A 19,696-nucleotide genomic window follows, 5' to 3' on the forward strand; every position below is an offset into this window, starting at 1 on the left:
AGACATTAACTTTACAGAGGTTTTTCAAGAGTTTACTTTCTCCATGACGTTACAATTATCTCCCAAAGCTAGAAGAATCCTTACCCGTATAATCCCGTTTGGGCATGTACTTTCAAATCCTTTCTTTTTAATTTATTTATAATAACAAGACTTCGTCATGACTTTTACTTAATTCACGGACTTTTGTATTTTTTTCAATTAACCCAATTCGGGTTAAATATTTTTAAAAAAATTAAAAACTATCAACGCTTTGCGCTACATTTAGCGCTGCTTTGGGCATAATTTACCGTTAATTATCAAATTTATAGTCCTATGAACGCACCTGATAAAAACATTCCGTTTCCGTTAGAGAACTACGATCGACTTTGCTTTTTGAAGAACATTGTAAAGAACCCCAATATACATGTGGGCGATTACACCTATTACGATGATTTTGAGGATGTGGCCAATTTTGAGAAAAATGTGAAATATCATTTTGATTTTATTGGAGACAAGCTCATTATTGGAAAATTCTGTATGATCGCCTCCAATGTAACCTTCATAATGAATGGAGCCAATCATTTGAGCAATTCCATTTCCTCCTATCCCTTCGCCATTTTTGGCAAGGATTGGAGCCACGCCATGGAAGGTAAGGGCTATCCTTCAAAAGGCAATACGGTAATTGGCAATGATGTTTGGATTGGCTATAATGCTACCATAATGCCAGGAATTACCATTGGTGATGGGGCCATAATAGCCAGCAATTCCACGGTAACAAAAGATGTTGAAGCTTATGGTATTGTGGGCGGCAACCCTGCCCAATTGATCCGGAAGCGTTTTTCGGAAGCGGATATTGCCAAGCTATTGGAACTGCAATGGTGGGACTGGCCCATTGATAAGATTACCGCCAATGTCCAAAATCTTACCGGCACCAACTTAGCGCTATTAAACTAAAGGATTTATAAACAGAAAAAGCTCCTCATTTCTGAAGAGCTTTTCCCTCTGTACAGGCGGAGAGACTCGAACTCTCACACCTTGCGGCACTAGATCCTAAGTCTGGTATATATTGCACCAATAAGACATAAATCATCTCATTTTCAATGATTTATCCTTTTCGTCATTTTATTTAAAGTCATTTAATATCAGTTAATTTCAACATTTGTTGTACCTATGTTGTACCCAAGTTTCCTAATAAATATGTATCTTTAGGAAGGTTTTAAAACCAAATGTTGTACCTGATTTGACTTTCGTACTCAAAACAGGTTTACAATGTCAACAAGCGCAAAAATTATACTCCGTAAAAAGGTCAACTCTAAAGGCCAATATCCACTTGCAATTAGAATAACTAAGGACCGTCGTTCTACCTACAAACATATAGGGCATTATATTGAATTAGAGGATTGGGATACAAAAAATCTTAAAATAAAGAAATCACATCCTGATGCAGAAAGTTTAAATAACCTCTTGACATCAAAACTTTCAGAAGCTAGAAAAGGTTTGATTGCCTTGCAGACCAACAATAAAGATGCGACAGCTTTCCAAATAAAAAAGGAAATTTACAAGCCCACATCAAGTCTTACATTTTTTGATTTTGCGGATGAACACCTTGAATCCCTTGAAGCTGAAAATAAAATAAATCGGCATTCGACAGACTCTGCTTGGCTTAGTTATATTGAGAAGTATAGTAAGGCTCGAAATCTTACATTTCAAGAAATAGATGAGCGTTTTCTCAAAAAGTTCAAAATATATTTAAAAGGCTCTTGCACTCTTTCTGAAACTACCGCTATGAATGTTATGGTCCTGATAAGACTTCTTTTTAACCGGGCAATAAAAGATAAGGTGGTCAGTAAGGAAATATATCCTTTCGGAACAAGTAAGTTTAAAATTAAATTCCCAGAAACTACTAAAACAGGCCTATCTGGTAAAGAAATTAAATCTCTTGAAAATTGCCCAGAGCTTTCAGATATGGAAAGACATTCACTAAATGTTTGGTTATTCAGCTTTTATTTTGCCGGAATGCGTGTTTCGGACGTTTTATTTACACGATGGTCACAAATTTATGACGGTAGATTACATTATAGAATGGGCAAGAATTCAAAATTATTGTCGCTAAAAATACCCAATAAGGTCGAAAAAATCTTGTTGGAATATATTTCAGACAAAGAAAATGATAACGATTTTATATTCCCAGAAATGAAAAAAGCAGATTTGACCGATGCAAAAGATATATATAGGAAGAAAAAGGTCGCTAATAAAAAGTTTAATGACCATTTGAAAAAAATTGCAAAAAGAACTGGCATTCAAAAAAAGGTAACTATGCATATTGCTCGTCATTCTTTTGGGAATATTGCCGCGGACAATATTCATCCATTAATGCTTCAAAAGTTATATCGTCATACAGACCTTAAAACGACAATTAACTATCAAGCTAACTTCATCCATAAAGATGCTGATGATGCCTTGGATAGCGTAGTTAATTTTTAATTTCCTCACTTTTTATAATTACGATTTTAGAACTGAAAACCTTAAATAAAACTATTTTTAGGAAAAATTTTAACAAAAAATATTTTGTTTTTTATACCTTTGCATCAAGAATGAAGCAAATTTTTCACAAAATATCATCCTTTTTAATGGCAATTGTAGTGCTTTTCTCTACAATGTCATTTACTATTGATATGCATTATTGTGGTGATAATTTAGTTGAAACTGCCATATTCCACAAAGCAAAAGGTTGCGGTATGGAAATGGAAAAACCTTCAACTGATGGTTGTTCCATTAAGGTAAAAGATTGTTGTTCTGACGAACAATTAATCATTGATGGTCAAGATGAATTAAAAATATCTTTTGACAAACTAACATTTGACCAACAAGTATTTGTTGCGTCTTTCGTTTATACTTATATCAACCTTTTTGAAGGGTTGGAAAAAAATGTAACTTCATTTAGGGATTATGTCCCCCCACTCGTCATAAGGCAAATCTACAAGCTTGACGAGACTTATTTAATTTGATTTTTAAGCAATAGACTTTTTTATCCAGTGGATGTTTTCCATTAGGATAATTCTTTGTATTCGGTGTTTTCTTAACACCATTGTCTAATTGTTTAATTATCAAGCCAATGCTAAACAAAAGCATAAAATTTCTAATAGAAAACAAACTTGTTGCAGTATTACTACTCGTTCTATTCATAGGATGGGGAATAGTAAATGCACCTTTTAATTGGGATACTGGTTTTTTACCATCCAATCCTGTAGCTGTAGATGCCATCCCTGATATTGGCGAAAATCAGCAAATCGTTTTTACCAAATGGGATGGTCGTTCTCCGCAGGATATAGAGGACCAAATAACGTACCCATTAACAACATCGCTTCTAGGCATCCCAGGAGTCAAAACCATTCGTAGTTCCTCTATGTTTGGGTTTTCGAGCATCTATATCATCTTTGAAGAGGATATAGAGTTTTATTGGAGTCGTAGCCGTATTCTCGAAAAACTAAATTCATTACCGAGTGGATTACTTCCAGAAGGAGTAAACCCAGCTTTAGGACCAGATGCGACAGGCTTGGGGCAAATATTTTGGTACACACTTGAAGGTCGCGACGAAAACGGAAAAGTTACCGGCGGATGGGATTTACACGAATTACGAAGTATTCAGGATTACTATGTAAAGTACGCCTTGTCATCTGCAAGTGGTGTTTCGGAAGTAGCTTCCATTGGAGGTTATGTTCAAGAATATCAAGTAGATGTTAATCCAGAACTGATGCGTCAATATAATATTGGCTTGCATCACGTTGTAAAAGCCGTAAAAGAAAGTAATAAAGATATTGGTGCTCAGACCTTAGAAATAAATAAGGCCGAATACTTGGTACGTGGCTTGGGTTATGTCAAGTCTATTGCTGATATAGAAAATGCCGTCGTCACATCAGAAGATTACACAGCAATTAAAATAAAAGATATTGGTAAAGTGTCTTTAGGTCCAGCAACTCGCAGAGGAATATTAGACAAAGAAGGTGCGGAAGTTGTAGGAGCAGTTGTAGTAGCTCGATATGGTGCAAATCCGATGGAAGTCATTAATAATGTTAAAGAAAAAATAAATGAATTAAGTCCTGGATTACCATCGAAAGTATTGAGCGATGGAAGAACCTCGCAAGTAACCATTGTACCTTTTTATGATAGAACAGAACTTATACAAGAAACACTTGGAACACTTAACGAAGCTCTGACTTTAGAAATACTAATTACCATTTTGGTAATCATCATTATGGTATTTAATCTTCGCGCTTCGGTTCTGATATCCGGGCTTCTACCTGTAGCAGTTTTAATGGTATTTATTGCGATGAAACTCTTTGGAGTTGATGCGAACATTGTTGCATTATCAGGTATTGCTATAGCAATTGGTACAATGGTAGATGTTGGTGTTATACTCTCCGAAAATATTATAAGGCACTTAGATGAAAATAATGAAAAAGCACCAATAAACACAGTAGTTTATAATGCTACTGCCGAAGTGTCTGGAGCAATTGTAACAGCAGTAATGACCACTATTATTAGTTTTATTCCTGTATTTACAATGATTGGTGCGGAAGGAAAATTATTTAGACCGTTGGCATTTACAAAAACATTTGCTTTAACGGCATCCATCATTGTGGCGTTGTTTCTAATTCCACCATTTGCGGCGTTCTTATTTAGAAAAAAGAGTATAAAAAAGACATCTGGTTATTTAATCAACGGTCTTTTGGTCGCTCTCGGTATTGTTGCAATAATCTTTGGTTATTGGCTAGGACTAATTCTAATTGCATTTGGAGTTACTGCCCTACTAAAAATGCAGGATAAAATAACAGAAAAACGAGCCAATCTTTTAAATATTGGAGTTTCTGCATTAGCAATAGTTTTTCTTTTAGCAGAATATTGGCGACCACTAGGTGTAGATAGAAGCATTTTTTGGAATCTCATTTTTGTTGGACTTATTTGTTTTGGGTTATTAGGAGCATTCACTGTATTTAGAAACTATTACACACGAATCTTAAGATGGGCTTTAGCTAATAAATTACTATTCCTATCTATTCCAACCCTTATCGTCGTAGCTGGTTTTTCCATTATGAAAAATACAGGGAAAGAATTTATGCCATCACTAAATGAGGGTTCATTCCTACTGATGCCAACTTCTATGCCCCACGCAGGGGTCGAAGAAAACAAACGAATTTTACAACAGTTGGATATGGCTGTAGCCAGTATTCCAGAAATCAAAACCGTTGTTGGTAAGTCAGGTAGAACAGAATCAGCTTTAGACCCTGCTCCTTTATCAATGTATGAAAATGTTATTCAGTACAAACCAGAATATGCATTGAATGAAGAAGGAAATCGTCAACGCTATAAAGTAAATGATGATGGATTATTTGAATTGAAGGACGGACGATTTATTGCAAATCCTAATAATTCTGAAAACGTTGCTTTCAGTACATTCGACAGCTCACAATTAATCGAAGATAGCAATGGCGAATTTTACCGAAACTGGCGACCAGAAATAAATTCTCCTGACGATATATGGAAAGAAATAGTAAAAGTAACCAAGCTACCAGGTGTAACTTCAGCACCTAAATTGCAACCGATTGAAACCCGATTGGTAATGCTTCAAACAGGAATGCGTGCTCCAATGGGAATTAAAGTAAAAGGACAAGATTTAAAACAAATTGAAGCTTTTGGAATTCAATTAGAAGATATTTTAAAGCAAGCTGAAGGCGTTAAAGTCGAAGCTGTTTTTGCAGACAGAATAGTTGGAAAACCTTATTTATTAATTGATATACATAGGGAAAAACTGGCTCGTTATGGTATATCTATAGATGATGTTCAAAACGTGCTGAAAGTTGCTGTAGGTGGAATGGTGTTAACGCAAACGGTTGAAGGTCGTGAACGATATGGAGTTCGTGTACGCTACCCAAGAGAATTGCGAGCCAACCCGAACGATTTAAAACAAATTTACGTACCTGTCGAAAAAGGAAGTCCCGTTCCATTGAGCGAATTGGCATCCATTCGATACGAACAAGGTCCGCAAGTCATAAAAAGTGAAGACACCTTTTTAGTGGGCTACGTACTGTTCGACAAATTAGATGGTTTTGCAGAAGTTAATGTGGTTGAAAATGCCCAAGCTCTAATTCAAGAAAAGATAGATTCTGGGGAATTAATTGTACCAAAAGGTATCAATTACCAATTCACGGGTACATATGAAAATCAATTACGGGCAGAGGCAACATTATCCGTGGTAGTGCCTTTAGCCTTACTCATTATCTTCTTGATTTTATATTTCCAGTTCCGTTCGGTAGCCACTTCATTAATGGTTTTTACAGGAATTGCCGTAGCGTTTGCAGGAGGTTTTGTAATGATTTGGTTGTATGGACAAGACTGGTTTTTAAACTTCAATTTTTTCGGAGAGAATTTACGAGACCTATTTCAAATGCACACGATTAATTTAAGTGTTGCTGTTTGGGTTGGTTTCATAGCCTTATTTGGTATAGCAACAGATGATGGTGTGGTTATGGCAACCTATTTAACCCAAACCTTTGATAGAAATACACCTGAAACAAAACAGGAAATAAGAGCATCTGTTGTTGAAGCTGGAGAAAAACGTATTCGTCCTTGCCTGATGACCACAGCCACCACCATATTGGCATTATTGCCAGTTTTAACATCAACTGGTCGAGGAAGTGATATTATGATTCCTATGGCAATACCAAGTTTTGGAGGTATGGTCATCGCTCTAATCACATTATTTGTTGTTCCTGTTCTATATAGTTGGAAACAAGAAGTACAACTTAAAAAAGTAGCGAAATGAAGAAAATAATTTTAATAGCGATTGGGCTTTTAACATTTGGTTTTTCAAATGCCCAACAATTGGAAACTCTCATTGAGGAGGCATTGAAAAACAGTCCGGAAATTCAAAAATTTGAATTACAGTACAGTATTGTTTCTGAAAAAGTGAATGAAGTAAACACGATTCCAAATACTGAATTTGGAGTTGGATATTTTGTTAGTGAACCAGAGACAAGAACAGGGGCTCAACGCTTTAAAGTATCAGCAAAACAAATGATACCCTGGTTTGGTTCTATCACAGCTAGAGAGAATTACGTAAGCTCTTTAGCCGATGCTAAGTACGAGGATATTGTTATTGCCAAAAGAAAATTACTCGCGGCCGTGTCGCAATCCTACTATAATTTGTATGCGAACAAAGCAAAGCAAAAGGTATTAGTGCAAAATATTGAATTGCTTGAAACCTATGAGACTTTGGCATTGACTTCTGTAGAAGTTGGCAAAGCTTCAGCTGTGGACGTATTGCGATTACAAATGCGTCAAAATGAATTGGAACAATTAAAGGAAGTATTAGCTCAACAATATTTGGCAGAACAAACGGCTCTCAATAAACTTTTGAACCGTGATAAGGATATTGCTGTGAATGTAGTTCAAGAATTAACCATTCCTTCTGAAACTACTTTGGTAAATACAGAAAACTTATCCCTGCATCCAGAATTGATAAAATATGACAAGCTCTACCAATCTGTTGAGCAGTCAGAATTATTGAATCAAAAAGAAAGCCTTCCTATGATTGGTTTTGGTTTGGATTATGTCAACGTTGACAAGCGACCTAATATGAATTTTAGTGATAACGGAAAAGACATTGTAATGCCAATGGTATCAGTATCAATTCCAATTTTCAACAAAAAATACAAATCTCAAACCAAGCAGAATGAGTTTAAACAGCAGGAAATAACTGCACAGAAACAAGAACGATTGAACAAATTGGAAACTGTATTAGATAAAGCCGTAAACGATAGAATCTCAGCAAGAATAAGCAATGAGACTCAATTGAAGAATTTGGAGCAAGCCAATGATGCTGAAGAAATTTTAATCAAAAGCTATGAAACTGGAACAATTGATTTTAACGATGTTCTGGACATTCAGGAACTACAATTAAAATTCCAAATGAACCAAATAGAATCGGTGAAAACCTTCTATGTTCAAACAACAATAATCAATTATTTATGTAACTAAAAACAAGTATAATTTAAAATTAATAACAATGAAAAAAGTAAGATTAACAACAATTATGGTAATGGCATTTATAAGCTTATCAGCAATGTCTTGTAAAGATGCAAAAACAGAAAACAGTAACAATTCTGAGATGATTACTGAAGAAGACCATTCAAAAATGAGCCACGATAATTCCGATGGTCACCACGATGTGGATAAAAAGGAAATGGTAATGAACGGAGATGGAAATTCTCAAACAATATTAAATGACTATTTCAACTTAAAGGATGCCTTGGTGGCAGATGACAATGCCAAAGCTAAAGAATTGGGTGCAACCCTCGCAACATCATTAGTAAAGCTTGACATTTCAAAATATACGGATGACCAGCAATCAGAATTAAAGGACATTATTGAAGATGCTATCGAGCACGCAGAACATATCAGTGAAAGTGATATTATACACCAACGCGAACATTTTAAAGTTTTGAGCAAGGATGTTACTGATATGGTAGCTATTACTGGAACACAAGTGAAACTATACGAGCAATTTTGCCCAATGTATGATGGCGGTACAGCTTGGTTGAGTACAAAGGAAGAAGTACGCAATCCATATTATGGAAGTCAGATGTTGAAATGTGGTAAAGTACAGCGAGAAATTAACTAAATGAAAATTATAAAAATCATAGCAATGATTTTATTGGTTGGATTTGTGGGCATACAGTTTGTGCCCATAGACCTCAATCAAAGTGATACTGTGCCAAAAACTGACTTCTTGTTGGTAAACAACACCCAAGAAAGCATAAGCGAACTATTACAAGAGTCCTGCTATGATTGTCATAGTAATAACACAGAATACCCTTGGTATAATAAGGTACAACCAGTTGCTTGGTTTTTAGAAGACCACATTAATGAAGGAAAGGAAGAATTGAATTTCAATGAATGGGATGCTTATTCCAACCGAAGAAAAAACAGCAAACTAAAGTCAATAATTAGTCAGGTTAAAGATGATGAGATGCCACTAGCATCTTACACCTTGATTCACAAGGATGCTAAGTTCTCCAATTCTGAAAAGACCTTGATTATTGATTATATGAAGAACCTAAAAGAAAAATTAAAATAAAGCCCTGATATGGGAAGGAAATACTGGTTGGTTGGTTAATAGCCCTTCCCATTTCAGGCACTATAAAAAGTATTATGAAACAAACCCTTAACATAAAGAATATGGTATGTGACAGATGCAAATCAACTGTATTACGGGAGTTGGAAGAATTGGGTTGCGACATAAAAACGGTTGAGCTTGGACAAATTGTTCTAAACAAAAAGACAGGCATCCAAACATTAGAATTAGAAAAAGTGCTGAGCAAACACGGTTTTGAAATCATAAAGGATGAAACAGAAATTTTGATAGAGGAAATAAAAATTGCGCTCATAAAAAAAATCGAAAATCAGGACAATGCAAACCTTTCATCTTTTTTGACCAAAAGGTTTAATAAATCTTATTCGGCTTTAAGCAAACTGTTCAGCAAAACTGAAGGTGTAACGATTGAAAAATATGAAATCAATTTAAAGATTGAAAAGGTAAAAGAAATGATACAGTTGAGGCAATTAAATTTTTCTGAAATAGCCTACAGCTTGAATTACAATAATAGTAGCCATTTGGCAAGACAGTTTAAAAATGTAACAGGAATGTCAATGACGACATTTAAAAATCTACAAAAATGGAACAGAAAATCCATAGACCAAATTGTGTAAGGATTATCCAGAATTGTACAAATGAAGGTGCGTTGCAGAAATTAATTTTGTGTAATAATCATTAAAAAAAATGAACAATGACACATACATATAACATAACAGGAATGACCTGCGGAGGCTGTAAAGCATCCGTAGAAAAATATTTGGGTAATGTGGACAACGTTACCAACGTTTCTGTTAACCTTGAAAAAGCCGAAGCTGAAGTTACAATGAGTAGCCACGTTGCTACGGAAGCCCTTAAAAAAGCGTTACCTGAAAAATATACTCTTTCAGAAAAGGAAAACAAAAACGTTTTTCAGATGACATCCCAATCCTTGGATGCCACTGAGCAAAAATCAAAACTGCAACAATTACAACCTTTGTTACTCATCCTTTTTTACATAGTAACTGCGAGTATTTTGTTGCATTATAAGAATTGGGATGGTAATGCCGTAATGCTGGATTTTATGGGTTTGTTTTTCATAGTGTTCAGTTTCTTCAAGATGCTCGATTTAAAGAATTTCCCAGAATCCTTCAGAATGTATGACCCATTGGCAAAACGGGTTTCAATATATGGCTGGATATATCCATTCATTGAAACTACTCTCGGGCTAATGTTCTTAATGCGTTTTGAAATTGAAATTGCTCTTATAGCCACACTAATAATATTAAGTATTACAACGGTTGGTGTTACTAAAACGCTTTTGGATAAAAAATCAATTCGTTGTGCTTGTCTCGGAACGGCGCTAAAATTGCCAATGACCGAAGCCACATTTATAGAAAATGCCATTATGATTGTGATGGCGATTGTAATGTTAACCCATATTATATAAAAGATGAAATCACATACACTTTGGATGATATTAGGTTGTGTACTTCCGTTGCTACTCATTTTATTGCACCAAGTATAGGAATGGGCGAAAACGTATCCTTGTTCATTTTTATAATTCTAATGTTCGGATGTCATCTGTTAATGCCGCATCACAAGCATAATCACGATAAAGAAAACAACAATAAACCATAATTATGAAAACAATCAACATCAAAAAATTAGGATTGGCCACAGGCCTTACTGGAGCATTGCTCTATTTGGGTTGTATGGTGGTAATGTTTACGGTTGGCCGTGAAGGGTCTGTAAAATTCTTCAATAGCCTACTGCACGGACTGGATGTATCGACTGTAATTAGGATGGATATTCCACTTTGGGAAGCTTGTCTAGGAATTGTTCAAACGTTCATTTTGGGTTGGTTAATCGGTGCCTGTATTGCATCGCTTTATAGTTGGCAAATAAAGAAATAAGATGAAAAATATATTAGTACCCACGGATTTTTCAGATAACTGCAATAAAGCAGCAGAATTGGCTATAGAAATGGCGGCACTTTTTAATGCAGAAATCCATTTTTTGCATCAAATAAGTACAGTAGTTAACTGGACAAAATTAACCAAGACCCAGGAGCAAAACTATCCTGATATCCTTGCAGCAATTGGCATAGCTAAAAGTAAGTTGAGGGCTTTGGACAAAGAAGCTGAAGGTAAAGGTTTAAAGTCAAGGACGTTTTTAGAATTTATTACTGACGAAGATGCAATTGTAGCCCATTCTCACAACTTTAATCACGATTTCATTATTACCGGAAGTAAAGGCATACAAAATGGGTTTTTAAAGAAATTGTTAGGAAGCAATGCCCAAAAAATCATTCGGAAAGCAAGAGTACCAATTTTGGTTGTAAAAGAAGATACAGTAGCCTTTCCTTTTAAGGATATCGTATTTGTGTCTGATTTTAAGGAAGATATATCCAATGCCTTTATTGAGTTAAAAAGCATAGCCAAAAAGTGTAATGCCAAAATCCATTTGTTGAACATTAACACCACATCAGATTTTAATAGTGTTGAAAATGGATTGCAACCCATCAAAGAGTTTTTAACGCACTTCCCAAAATTGGAAAACTATGCAATGCACGTCTATAATGAATCTACCGTATTAGGTGGTATTGAAAAATTTGAAGGTTCAAATAATGTGGATTTAATAGCAATGTATACCCATAGTAGAAAAGGATTTGCAAGTGTCTTTTCAAAGAGTATTGCTGAGAGTGTTACTAATCATTCAAAAAAACCTGTAATGACAGTACATCTTTAAAATGGAAAAAGCAATCAATATCATAAAGTATTCAGGCGAGGTTCAAGCATTCAATATCGAAAAGCTAAAACGCTCTTTAAGGCATTCCAAAGCAAGTGAAAAACTTGTGCAAGAAATCGCCCAAGAAGTTCAGGAGCAATTAACTGAAGGAATGACAACCAAACGGATTTATGAAATAGCTTATAAGATGTTGAAACGCAAATCAAAATCAGGTTCTGCTAGATACAAACTCAAAAAAGCCATTATGGAATTTGGTCCAACTGGCTATCCTTTTGAGAAATATATTGGTAAAATCCTCGAATATGAAGGCTTCAATACAGATGTAGGTGTCGTTATGCAAGGTCATTGTGTAACCCACGAAGTAGATGTAGCTGCTTTGAAAGCTAACGAACATTATTTAGTGGAATGTAAGTTCCATAGCGACCAAGGTAGAAATTGCAATGTAAAAATACCTCTTTACATACAGTCCAGGTTTAAGGATTTAGAAACTCAATGGTTAAAGCAAAATGACCATTCACTAAAATTTCATAAAGGCTGGGTTTATACCAATACAAGGTTCTCAACCGATGCTATACAATTTGGCGAATGTTCAGGGCTTGGATTAGTAAGTTGGGATTATCCCGAAAAAAACAGCCTTAAAAGTAAAATTGATGGTTCAAGATTGTACCCGATTACGGCTTTACCTTCCTTAAGTAAGCAGGAAAAACAAAAGATACTAAACAAAGGCATTGTGCTTTGTAGAGAGGTTTGCGATAATCCAAAACTATTGGATGATTTGGGTATGGCATCATCCAAAAAGAAAAACATTCTTAAAGAAGCTAATGAATTATGTAACCATTAAAACAAAATGAAAAGCAATAAAATCATAAAAACAAATTGGTGTGTTATTACTGGCGGTCCAAGTACTGGCAAAACTACCACTATCAATATGCTTGCCGAACGAGGATATGAAACCACCATTGAACACGCAAGGCATTATATAGATACAATGCGTGTAAAGGGACAGACTGTTGAAGAATTGCGAAGCAATAAACGAGAGTTTCAACTTGGTGTTTTAGATATGCAAATCGAGCAGGAAGCATCGATAAACCCTAAAGATTTAGTTTTTTTGGACAGGGCAATCCCTGATGCATTGGCGTACTATCGGTTTTTAAAATTAGAAGTTGACGAAATTTTAAAAGAAGCAATGCGTAAAGTGAATTACAAAAAGGTTTTTGTTCTAGACAAACTGCCTTTAATCAACGACTATGCTCGATTGGAAAGTGAAAACGACCAAAATCAAATACACAATCTTATAACTGAAGTGTATGAATCATTACCGTTTCCAGTAGTACACGTCCCTGTATTACCACCATTGAAACGAGTGAATTTTATATTGAACAGCATTAAAAACAATTAAAATGGAACATCACGAACACCATAACCACGAAAACCATTCCAAGGAGAAAGTAGAAATGGACCATAGTAAAATGGACCATTCTGGTCATAATCCTGCTCACGGAGAAATGGGACACGACCATCACAAAATGATGATAGAAGATTTTAAGCGAAGATTTTGGGTGTCCACAATTTTGACGATACCGATTCTTCTATTATCGCCAATGATACAGAATTGGTTAGGAGTGGACTGGAATTTCACAGGCAGTAATTATGTACTATTCGCTTTATCGAGTATTGTTTACTTCTACGGTGGATGGCCATTTTTAAAAGGTTTGGTGAGTGAGTTAAAGAAGAAGTCAGCAGGAATGATGACACTTATTGCCGTAGCAATTTCGGCAGCATATTTTTATAGTGTTGCGGTCATTTTTGGGTTCGAGGGCAAAACGTTTTTTTGGGAATTAGCAACACTTATTGACGTAATGCTAATTGGTCATTGGCTAGAAATGCGTTCTATTTTGGGTGCAAGTAAAGCCTTAGAAGCATTGGCAGCATTAATGCCTAATGAAGCTAATTTGGTAGATGGTAGCCAAACTCGAAAAGTAAAAATAAGCGAACTAAACGAAGGAGATATCATCCTTATCAAACCAGGAGAAAAAGTACCAGCTGATGGAATAATTGTAGACGGAAAAAGTGACCTTAATGAAAGTATGCTTACTGGTGAAAGTAAGCCTGTAAGCAAAAGTGTTGATGAAGAAGTAATTGGTGGTGCTATTAATGGCAATGGGGTCATTAAAGTAAAAGTAAAAGGTATTGGAGAGGAAACCTATTTATCCAAAGTGATAAATATGGTTCAGACGGCTCAAAAGCAAAAGTCTAAAACACAACGTTTAGCAGACGTAGCTGCAAAATGGCTTACTGTAATTGCATTAGTATTAGGTTTTGGTACATTCTTTACGTGGTTGGCTTTAGGAGAAACAGTATCATTTGCCTTAGAACGTATGGTAACTGTTATGGTTATCTGTTGTCCACACGCTTTAGGTCTGGCTGTACCTCTAGTAGCTGCTATATCTACTAGTATTTCGGCAAAAAATGGATTATTGATTCGTAATAGAACAGCTTTTGAAGCATCTCGCAAAATATCGACCATAGTATTCGACAAAACTGGAACACTTACCAAGGGTTCACACGAAGTAGTACGTATTGTTCCATTATCATCAGACTACGATAAAACAGAACTCTTAAAGTATGCGACGGCTGTTGAAAGCCCTTCCGAACATCATATTTCCAAAGGTTTAAGAAGAAAGGCAAAAGAAGAAAATATTAAGATTCCTTCTGTAACCGATTTCAAGTACAACGCAGGCGTTGGTGTTAGTGGAACGGTCAATGGGAAGAAAGTACAGGCAGGTGGTTATGTGCTAATGGAACAATTGAACAAGAGTGTTGCTGAAGATAAATACGAGGGCATTGAAACCAAAATCTTTACCATAGTAGATGATGAAGTGATAGGCTTTGTAACCTTCGCAGATGAAATCAGGGAGAGTTCTTATGAAGCTATCAAAATCCTCCAAAAAAACAATATAAAAGTGTCTTTACTTACTGGCGATAATGAGAGAGTAGCAAAAGATGTAGCTGATAAATTAGGACTTGATGATTATATGGCTGAAGTATTACCAGACCAGAAACAAGACAAAATAATAGAATTGCAAGCAATGGACGAATTTGTGGCAATGACAGGTGACGGTGTAAACGATGCACCTGCTTTAGCACAGGCAGATGTAGGTATTGCCATTGGTTCAGGAACAGATGTAGCGGCCGAAACTGCGGATATAGTACTAGTGGACAGCAACCCAAAAGACATTGCCAACTTGATATTATTTGGTAAGGCTACCTATCGCAAAATGGTTCAGAATCTGGTTTGGGCAACAGGTTACAATATTGTGGCTTTGCCCTTAGCAACGGGGTTCATTCCTGGACTTATGATAAGCCCAGCATTTGGAGCTGCACTAATGAGTATCAGTACTATAATCTGTGCTATAAATGCACAATTATTAAAAGGAAACCTTAAGACAAAAACGACATAATGAAAAAACTAACCTTATTAATTGCAATAGCACTTCTAATAGTGAGTTGCAAAAACGAAAAGACAACTTCTGAAGAACAAAAGCACAATCATAATGTTTCAACTGAAAAAGTTGAACAATCAAAAAAGAAGCCTTTAAGTCCTCATACCGAAACGATGGCAATGATTGGTGATGCACATATTCACATAGACTATTCATCACCTGGAGTTAGAGATAGAATAATTTTCGGCGGTTTATTGGCATACGACCAAGTATGGCAAGCAGGAGCACATATGGCAACTTGGATAGAGACCAATAAGGACTTACGAATTAAAGGTAAAACACTTCCTGCTGGTAAGTATGGATTCTTTACAATTCCTTCAAAAGATGAGTGGACAATCATATTTAATTCTAATTGGGAGCAGCACGGTAAAGATGAATATGATGAAAAAGATGATGTTATTAGGTTTAAAGTAAAACCTACTTTTTCTGAAGAAATAAAGGAACATTTAGAATACAAAGTCGATAAAGTTGATGACGCCGAAGGGAAAATAAATTTGTCTTGGGAAAAAGTTTCAATTGACTTCAATTTTAAAGTAGAACAATAGATGGTAAATAGGCACACAGCACAAAAAATTAGAAAAGTACACCGCTATTTGGGTCTCTTTTTAGGGATTCAATTCCTGTTTTGGACAATTAGTGGAATGTATTTCAGCTGGACAAATATCGATGATATACACGGTGACCACTTTAAAAATTTAGAGTATCAGCCCAAAGCGTTTAACAATCTTATAAGTCCATCACTGCTTAATGTTTCAGAAGGCGTTAATACCATTGCCTTAAGAGACATTGATAACGTGCCATATTATTGGGTAAATGGCAAGCAACTTTATAATGCTATTGATGGAAGTCTAAAAAATAAAATCACAAAAGACGAGGCACTTTATATCGCTAAAAACAATATGAAAGGCGGTCTAGAGGTAAATGCTATTGAGCAAATTAATGAGGTTGACAAACATCACGAATATAGAGAAAAGCTTTTGCCAGCTTTTGTGATTTCATATAAAACAGACGAAGCTCTCAAAGCCTACGTATCAATTAAAGATGGAAAATTTCAGACCGTAAGACATCGCAGTTGGCGATGGTTTGACTTTTTATGGATGACCCACACAATGGATTACGATGGTAGGGATAATTTCAATACTACGGTCTTAAGGGCCTTCTCCCTCTTAGGGTTGATTACAGTATTAAGTGGCTTCTTATTATGGTACACATCGTCACCTTCAATTAGAAAATTATTAAAACGAAAAAAAACAAAGAAATGAAGAAATACGCAATTTACATTGGATTAGTAGTCATAGGATTACTGTTGGGGTGGTTATTTTTTGGTAACTCATCAAACAAAGAAGCAGAACATAATCACAATGAAGTGGCAGACGCCAATCAAATGTGGACCTGCTCAATGCACCCACAAATTATGCAACCTGAACCTGGTGATTGTCCTATCTGCGGGATGGATTTAATTCCCGCCGAAAGTAGTGCAGATGGTTTGTTGGCAGACCAATTCAAACTAACGGAAAATGCTATGGCTTTGGCTAATGTGCAGACATCCATAGTAGGTAATGGTAGTGTGGAAAATAACGCCATAAAGTTATCAGGAAAAATAGTTGAAAATGAAGAATCCAACGCTGTACAAGTGAGCTATTTTTCCGGAAGAATAGAACGTTTGAACGTGAGCTTTACTGGAGAAGAAATTCGTAAAGGGCAATTGTTAGCTACTATTTACTCGCCTGAATTATATGCAGCACAACAAGAGTTGATTACGGCAGCTTCATTAAAAGAATCACAACCAGCGCTATACAAGGCGGTCAGAAATAAATTGAAACTCTGGAAATTATCCGAGAATCAAATAAATAAAATTGAAACTTCTGGTAAGGTGTTAGAAAACTTTCCTGTATATGCTACGGTTTCTGGTACAGTATCAGAAAAATTAGTAGAACAAGGTGATTATATAAAGCAAGGCCAGCCGCTATTAAAAATAGCGAAATTAAACACTGTTTGGGCAAATTTCGATGTCTATGAAAATCAGATTGATTTGTTCAAAAAAGGTCAAAATGTAATTATTACCTCCAATGCCTATCCCAACAAAGAATTTAAAGGCAAAGTATCATTTATTGACCCAGTATTAGACACGCGAACACGAACGGTAAAATTAAGGGTGGTATTAAACAATAAAGATGACCTATTTAAACCTGGGATGTTTGTTGAGGGTAAAATTGATGGTGTTTCTTCAACCAAAGAGCAGCTACTAAATATTCCATCAACGGCAGTTTTATGGACTGGAGAACGTTCAGTAGTGTATGTAAAAAGCAGTCCTGATGAACCAATTTTTGAAATGCAAGAAGTAAAGTTGGGTAATAGCATCGGAGATAGTTATGAGGTATTAAATGGTTTGGAGAATGGTGATGAGATAGTCACTAATGGAACTTTTACTATCGATGCAGCGGCTCAATTGCAGGGTAAAAAATCAATGATGAACAAGGAAGGCGGAAAAGTAATGACCGGACACGAAGGACATTTAGGGATGCAAGAAACAACTTCAGGCGAAGATAGTAATCACTCAGAAATGAGTGAGAGGATAAAAGTCTCTGTAGATTTTCAAAATCAATTGAAAACGTTTTTTAATAATTATTTAGGTGTAAAGGATGCATTGGTAAAAGATGATTCAAAGAAAGTAGCTGACGATGCAAAGGAACTACTCAATAAATTGAATCAGATTGATATGAAATTATTGAAAGACAACAGTGCTCATAATCACTGGATGAAGTTGGAAAAAGAACTAAAATCTTCAACTAAATCTATTGCAGAAGCCTCGGATATAAAAGAACAGAGAAATCATTTTAAGCATCTATCATCACATTTGGGCAGTGCGATACAGTTATTTGGTGTCAACGAAAAGGTATACAATCAATTTTGCCCAATGGCAGATAACAACAAAGGCGCTTATTGGCTGAGCAAAGAAGAAAAAGTATTAAATCCATATTTCGGTGATGCAATGCTGACCTGCGGAGAGGTAAAACAAGTAATAGACTAATCAACCATTTAGCACAAAACTATTGTATTATGAGAACTCATATTATTTCAACAGGCGGTACGATTGAAGTTCTTGATTATGAAAACCTTAATCAAAAACAAACGACTACAGTTGCAATTGACGATATACTTTCCAACGCCCGAGTTGCATTAAAATATACTATTGAAAAAATTCTAAACAAAGATAGTCGGTTTATTAATGATGATGACAGAGAACTAATAGCCGAAAAAATAAAATCTAATGACTCAGACAAAATATTATTGACTCACGGTACTATTACAATGGTTGAAACCGCTCAGTTTTTAGGTAGGCTTGCCCTCAATAAAACAATTGTACTCACTGGCGCATTTATTTTGGGAACAAAAAAGAATACCGATGCTCCTTTCAATTTGGGGTTTGCTCTTTCTGCGCTTCAGATTCTAGAACCAGGAGTGTATATCGCTATGAACGGAGCAATTTTTAATTGGGATAATGTGAAAAAAAATAATCAGAACAATCGATTTGAAACCATATAAGGTTCGGTATGCACTATGTTTGGAACCTCGATACATTGGACAACTTTTTTCTATCTTTTATTAGATACTGTCATTGTATTGTTTACGCTATATTATTCTACTCGAAAGGATTCTAGCGGATATAAAAGTTTTTTTTATCTAGGCATCCTGTTTATAACATACAATCTAACAGGTGGATTCTTACCTATTGAAAATTTTCCAGGACCTTTTATTCTTCAATATGTCATAACATATGGTGTTGCCATAGCGCTCTGTGTTTATATCGTTTACTATTTGTACAAGGAATATGATATTGTGGTTTTAAAGTATAATTCTTCTATCCGAAATTTAGCAATTTTAGTCTCGGTAAGTTTTATCATCCTCTTTTTAATTCCATACTTCTACACATCTTCCTTGAAGTCTTCAAGACTGCTTTTTACCATACCAATTTCGATAATCGCTTTTTTATTTTTAGGGATGTTTTACGAGAGGATTTCTAATCCGAGTAACCCAAATGAATATATTTTACGACGTAACAGATTATCAATGGTTAGTGTGGCCAGTATTGCTTTATTACCTGTATTGACATTTATTGGAGATTACCAATGGTTGACTTTTACAGTTATGAATGCATCTTTTTACGCAATTACTATTATTGAGATAGATAGGCATATTTATTTTTTAGAAATACTAGTGATGCGTTAACTTTTTAAAATTTTATTCAATCCCTTTATACACGGGGAATTAAAAGCGTTCTTTGATTTTTTGATTTGATTTGGCGGATATCTTGGCGGTTTGTTAAAATGAC

The 19,696-nt window shown here is 35.4% G+C and carries 18 protein-coding genes; all 18 read left to right on the forward strand.

Annotated features, from left to right (window positions below; all coding sequences use genetic code 11):
- The first annotated feature begins 312 nt into the window (after positions 1–312).
- Positions 313–933 (forward strand): CatB-related O-acetyltransferase, encoded by a 621-nt coding sequence (locus tag QSE00_RS19835; RefSeq protein WP_286107212.1) that lies wholly within the window; start codon positions 313–315, stop codon positions 931–933.
- 315 nt (positions 934–1,248) lie between these two features.
- A complete protein-coding gene (locus QSE00_RS19840; protein ID WP_286107213.1) occupies positions 1,249–2,463 on the forward strand; it encodes a site-specific integrase in 1,215 nt (404 codons plus the stop codon).
- Positions 2,464–2,573: 110 nt separating this feature from the next.
- The gene (locus QSE00_RS19845; protein ID WP_303507559.1) at positions 2,574–2,987 is read left to right on the forward strand and encodes an HYC_CC_PP family protein; all 414 of its coding nucleotides are present in this window, start codon (positions 2,574–2,576) and stop codon (positions 2,985–2,987) included.
- A 107-nt stretch (positions 2,988–3,094) separates the two neighbouring features.
- Entirely contained in the window at positions 3,095–6,802 is a 3,708-nt protein-coding gene (locus QSE00_RS19850) for an efflux RND transporter permease subunit (RefSeq protein ID WP_286107215.1), read from the forward strand.
- Positions 6,799–8,016: a TolC family protein gene (locus tag QSE00_RS19855; RefSeq protein WP_286107216.1), complete on the forward strand. Its 1,218-nt coding sequence runs from the start codon at positions 6,799–6,801 to the stop codon at positions 8,014–8,016. Before QSE00_RS19850 ends, QSE00_RS19855 begins: the two co-directional genes overlap by 4 nt.
- A 28-nt stretch (positions 8,017–8,044) precedes the next feature.
- The gene (locus tag QSE00_RS19860) at positions 8,045–8,659 is read left to right on the forward strand and encodes a DUF3347 domain-containing protein (protein WP_286107217.1); all 615 of its coding nucleotides are present in this window, start codon (positions 8,045–8,047) and stop codon (positions 8,657–8,659) included.
- Complete coding sequence (locus QSE00_RS19865) at positions 8,660–9,115, forward strand: heme-binding domain-containing protein (RefSeq protein WP_286107218.1); 456 nt, start codon at positions 8,660–8,662, stop codon at positions 9,113–9,115.
- Between the two features lie 74 nt (positions 9,116–9,189).
- Positions 9,190–9,747, forward strand: a complete 558-nt coding sequence (locus QSE00_RS19870) for a helix-turn-helix domain-containing protein (protein WP_286107219.1) — start codon at positions 9,190–9,192, stop codon at positions 9,745–9,747.
- A gap of 77 nt (positions 9,748–9,824) precedes the next feature.
- Entirely contained in the window at positions 9,825–10,559 is a 735-nt protein-coding gene (locus QSE00_RS19875; protein ID WP_286107220.1) for a heavy-metal-associated domain-containing protein, read from the forward strand.
- A 193-nt stretch (positions 10,560–10,752) separates the two neighbouring features.
- The gene (locus QSE00_RS19880) at positions 10,753–11,025 is read left to right on the forward strand and encodes a DUF5676 family membrane protein (protein WP_286107221.1); all 273 of its coding nucleotides are present in this window, start codon (positions 10,753–10,755) and stop codon (positions 11,023–11,025) included.
- A 1-nt stretch (position 11,026) separates the two neighbouring features.
- Positions 11,027–11,860 carry a universal stress protein gene (locus QSE00_RS19885; RefSeq protein ID WP_286107222.1) on the forward strand — a complete coding sequence of 278 codons (834 nt, stop codon included), beginning with the start codon at positions 11,027–11,029 and terminating at the stop codon, positions 11,858–11,860.
- Between the two features lies 1 nt (position 11,861).
- Entirely contained in the window at positions 11,862–12,701 is an 840-nt protein-coding gene (locus QSE00_RS19890; protein ID WP_246901736.1) for an ATP cone domain-containing protein, read from the forward strand.
- Positions 12,702–12,707: 6 nt separating this feature from the next.
- Complete coding sequence (locus QSE00_RS19895; RefSeq protein WP_246901737.1) at positions 12,708–13,259, forward strand: AAA family ATPase; 552 nt, start codon at positions 12,708–12,710, stop codon at positions 13,257–13,259.
- 1 nt (position 13,260) lies between these two features.
- Positions 13,261–15,321 (forward strand): copper-translocating P-type ATPase, encoded by a 2,061-nt coding sequence (locus tag QSE00_RS19900; protein ID WP_246901738.1) that lies wholly within the window; start codon positions 13,261–13,263, stop codon positions 15,319–15,321.
- The gene (locus tag QSE00_RS19905; RefSeq protein ID WP_246901739.1) at positions 15,321–15,908 is read left to right on the forward strand and encodes a DUF2911 domain-containing protein; all 588 of its coding nucleotides are present in this window, start codon (positions 15,321–15,323) and stop codon (positions 15,906–15,908) included. Before QSE00_RS19900 ends, QSE00_RS19905 begins: the two co-directional genes overlap by 1 nt.
- Positions 15,909–16,625, forward strand: a complete 717-nt coding sequence (locus tag QSE00_RS19910) for a PepSY domain-containing protein (RefSeq protein ID WP_246901740.1) — start codon at positions 15,909–15,911, stop codon at positions 16,623–16,625.
- A complete protein-coding gene (locus QSE00_RS19915; protein ID WP_246901741.1) occupies positions 16,622–18,394 on the forward strand; it encodes an efflux RND transporter periplasmic adaptor subunit in 1,773 nt (590 codons plus the stop codon). Before QSE00_RS19910 ends, QSE00_RS19915 begins: the two co-directional genes overlap by 4 nt.
- A 29-nt stretch (positions 18,395–18,423) precedes the next feature.
- Positions 18,424–18,909, forward strand: a complete 486-nt coding sequence (locus QSE00_RS19920; RefSeq protein WP_286107224.1) for an asparaginase domain-containing protein — start codon at positions 18,424–18,426, stop codon at positions 18,907–18,909.
- Positions 18,910–19,696: the final 787 nt, after the last annotated feature.

It is taken from the genome of Arenibacter flavimaris, assembly GCF_030291335.1.
GTDB lineage: Bacteria > Bacteroidota > Bacteroidia > Flavobacteriales > Flavobacteriaceae > Arenibacter.

Coding starts and splice junctions, on each gene's coding strand:
- QSE00_RS19835 (WP_286107212.1), top strand. CDS start 313: ATGAACGCACCTGATAAAAACATTCCGTTTCCGTTAGAGAACTACGAT.
- QSE00_RS19840 (WP_286107213.1), top strand. CDS start 1,249: ATGTCAACAAGCGCAAAAATTATACTCCGTAAAAAGGTCAACTCTAAA.
- QSE00_RS19845 (WP_303507559.1), top strand. CDS start 2,574: ATGAAGCAAATTTTTCACAAAATATCATCCTTTTTAATGGCAATTGTA.
- QSE00_RS19850 (WP_286107215.1), top strand. CDS start 3,095: ATGCTAAACAAAAGCATAAAATTTCTAATAGAAAACAAACTTGTTGCA.
- QSE00_RS19855 (WP_286107216.1), top strand. CDS start 6,799: ATGAAGAAAATAATTTTAATAGCGATTGGGCTTTTAACATTTGGTTTT.
- QSE00_RS19860 (WP_286107217.1), top strand. CDS start 8,045: ATGAAAAAAGTAAGATTAACAACAATTATGGTAATGGCATTTATAAGC.
- QSE00_RS19865 (WP_286107218.1), top strand. CDS start 8,660: ATGAAAATTATAAAAATCATAGCAATGATTTTATTGGTTGGATTTGTG.
- QSE00_RS19870 (WP_286107219.1), top strand. CDS start 9,190: ATGAAACAAACCCTTAACATAAAGAATATGGTATGTGACAGATGCAAA.
- QSE00_RS19875 (WP_286107220.1), top strand. CDS start 9,825: ATGACACATACATATAACATAACAGGAATGACCTGCGGAGGCTGTAAA.
- QSE00_RS19880 (WP_286107221.1), top strand. CDS start 10,753: ATGAAAACAATCAACATCAAAAAATTAGGATTGGCCACAGGCCTTACT.
- QSE00_RS19885 (WP_286107222.1), top strand. CDS start 11,027: ATGAAAAATATATTAGTACCCACGGATTTTTCAGATAACTGCAATAAA.
- QSE00_RS19890 (WP_246901736.1), top strand. CDS start 11,862: ATGGAAAAAGCAATCAATATCATAAAGTATTCAGGCGAGGTTCAAGCA.
- QSE00_RS19895 (WP_246901737.1), top strand. CDS start 12,708: ATGAAAAGCAATAAAATCATAAAAACAAATTGGTGTGTTATTACTGGC.
- QSE00_RS19900 (WP_246901738.1), top strand. CDS start 13,261: ATGGAACATCACGAACACCATAACCACGAAAACCATTCCAAGGAGAAA.
- QSE00_RS19905 (WP_246901739.1), top strand. CDS start 15,321: ATGAAAAAACTAACCTTATTAATTGCAATAGCACTTCTAATAGTGAGT.
- QSE00_RS19910 (WP_246901740.1), top strand. CDS start 15,909: ATGGTAAATAGGCACACAGCACAAAAAATTAGAAAAGTACACCGCTAT.
- QSE00_RS19915 (WP_246901741.1), top strand. CDS start 16,622: ATGAAGAAATACGCAATTTACATTGGATTAGTAGTCATAGGATTACTG.
- QSE00_RS19920 (WP_286107224.1), top strand. CDS start 18,424: ATGAGAACTCATATTATTTCAACAGGCGGTACGATTGAAGTTCTTGAT.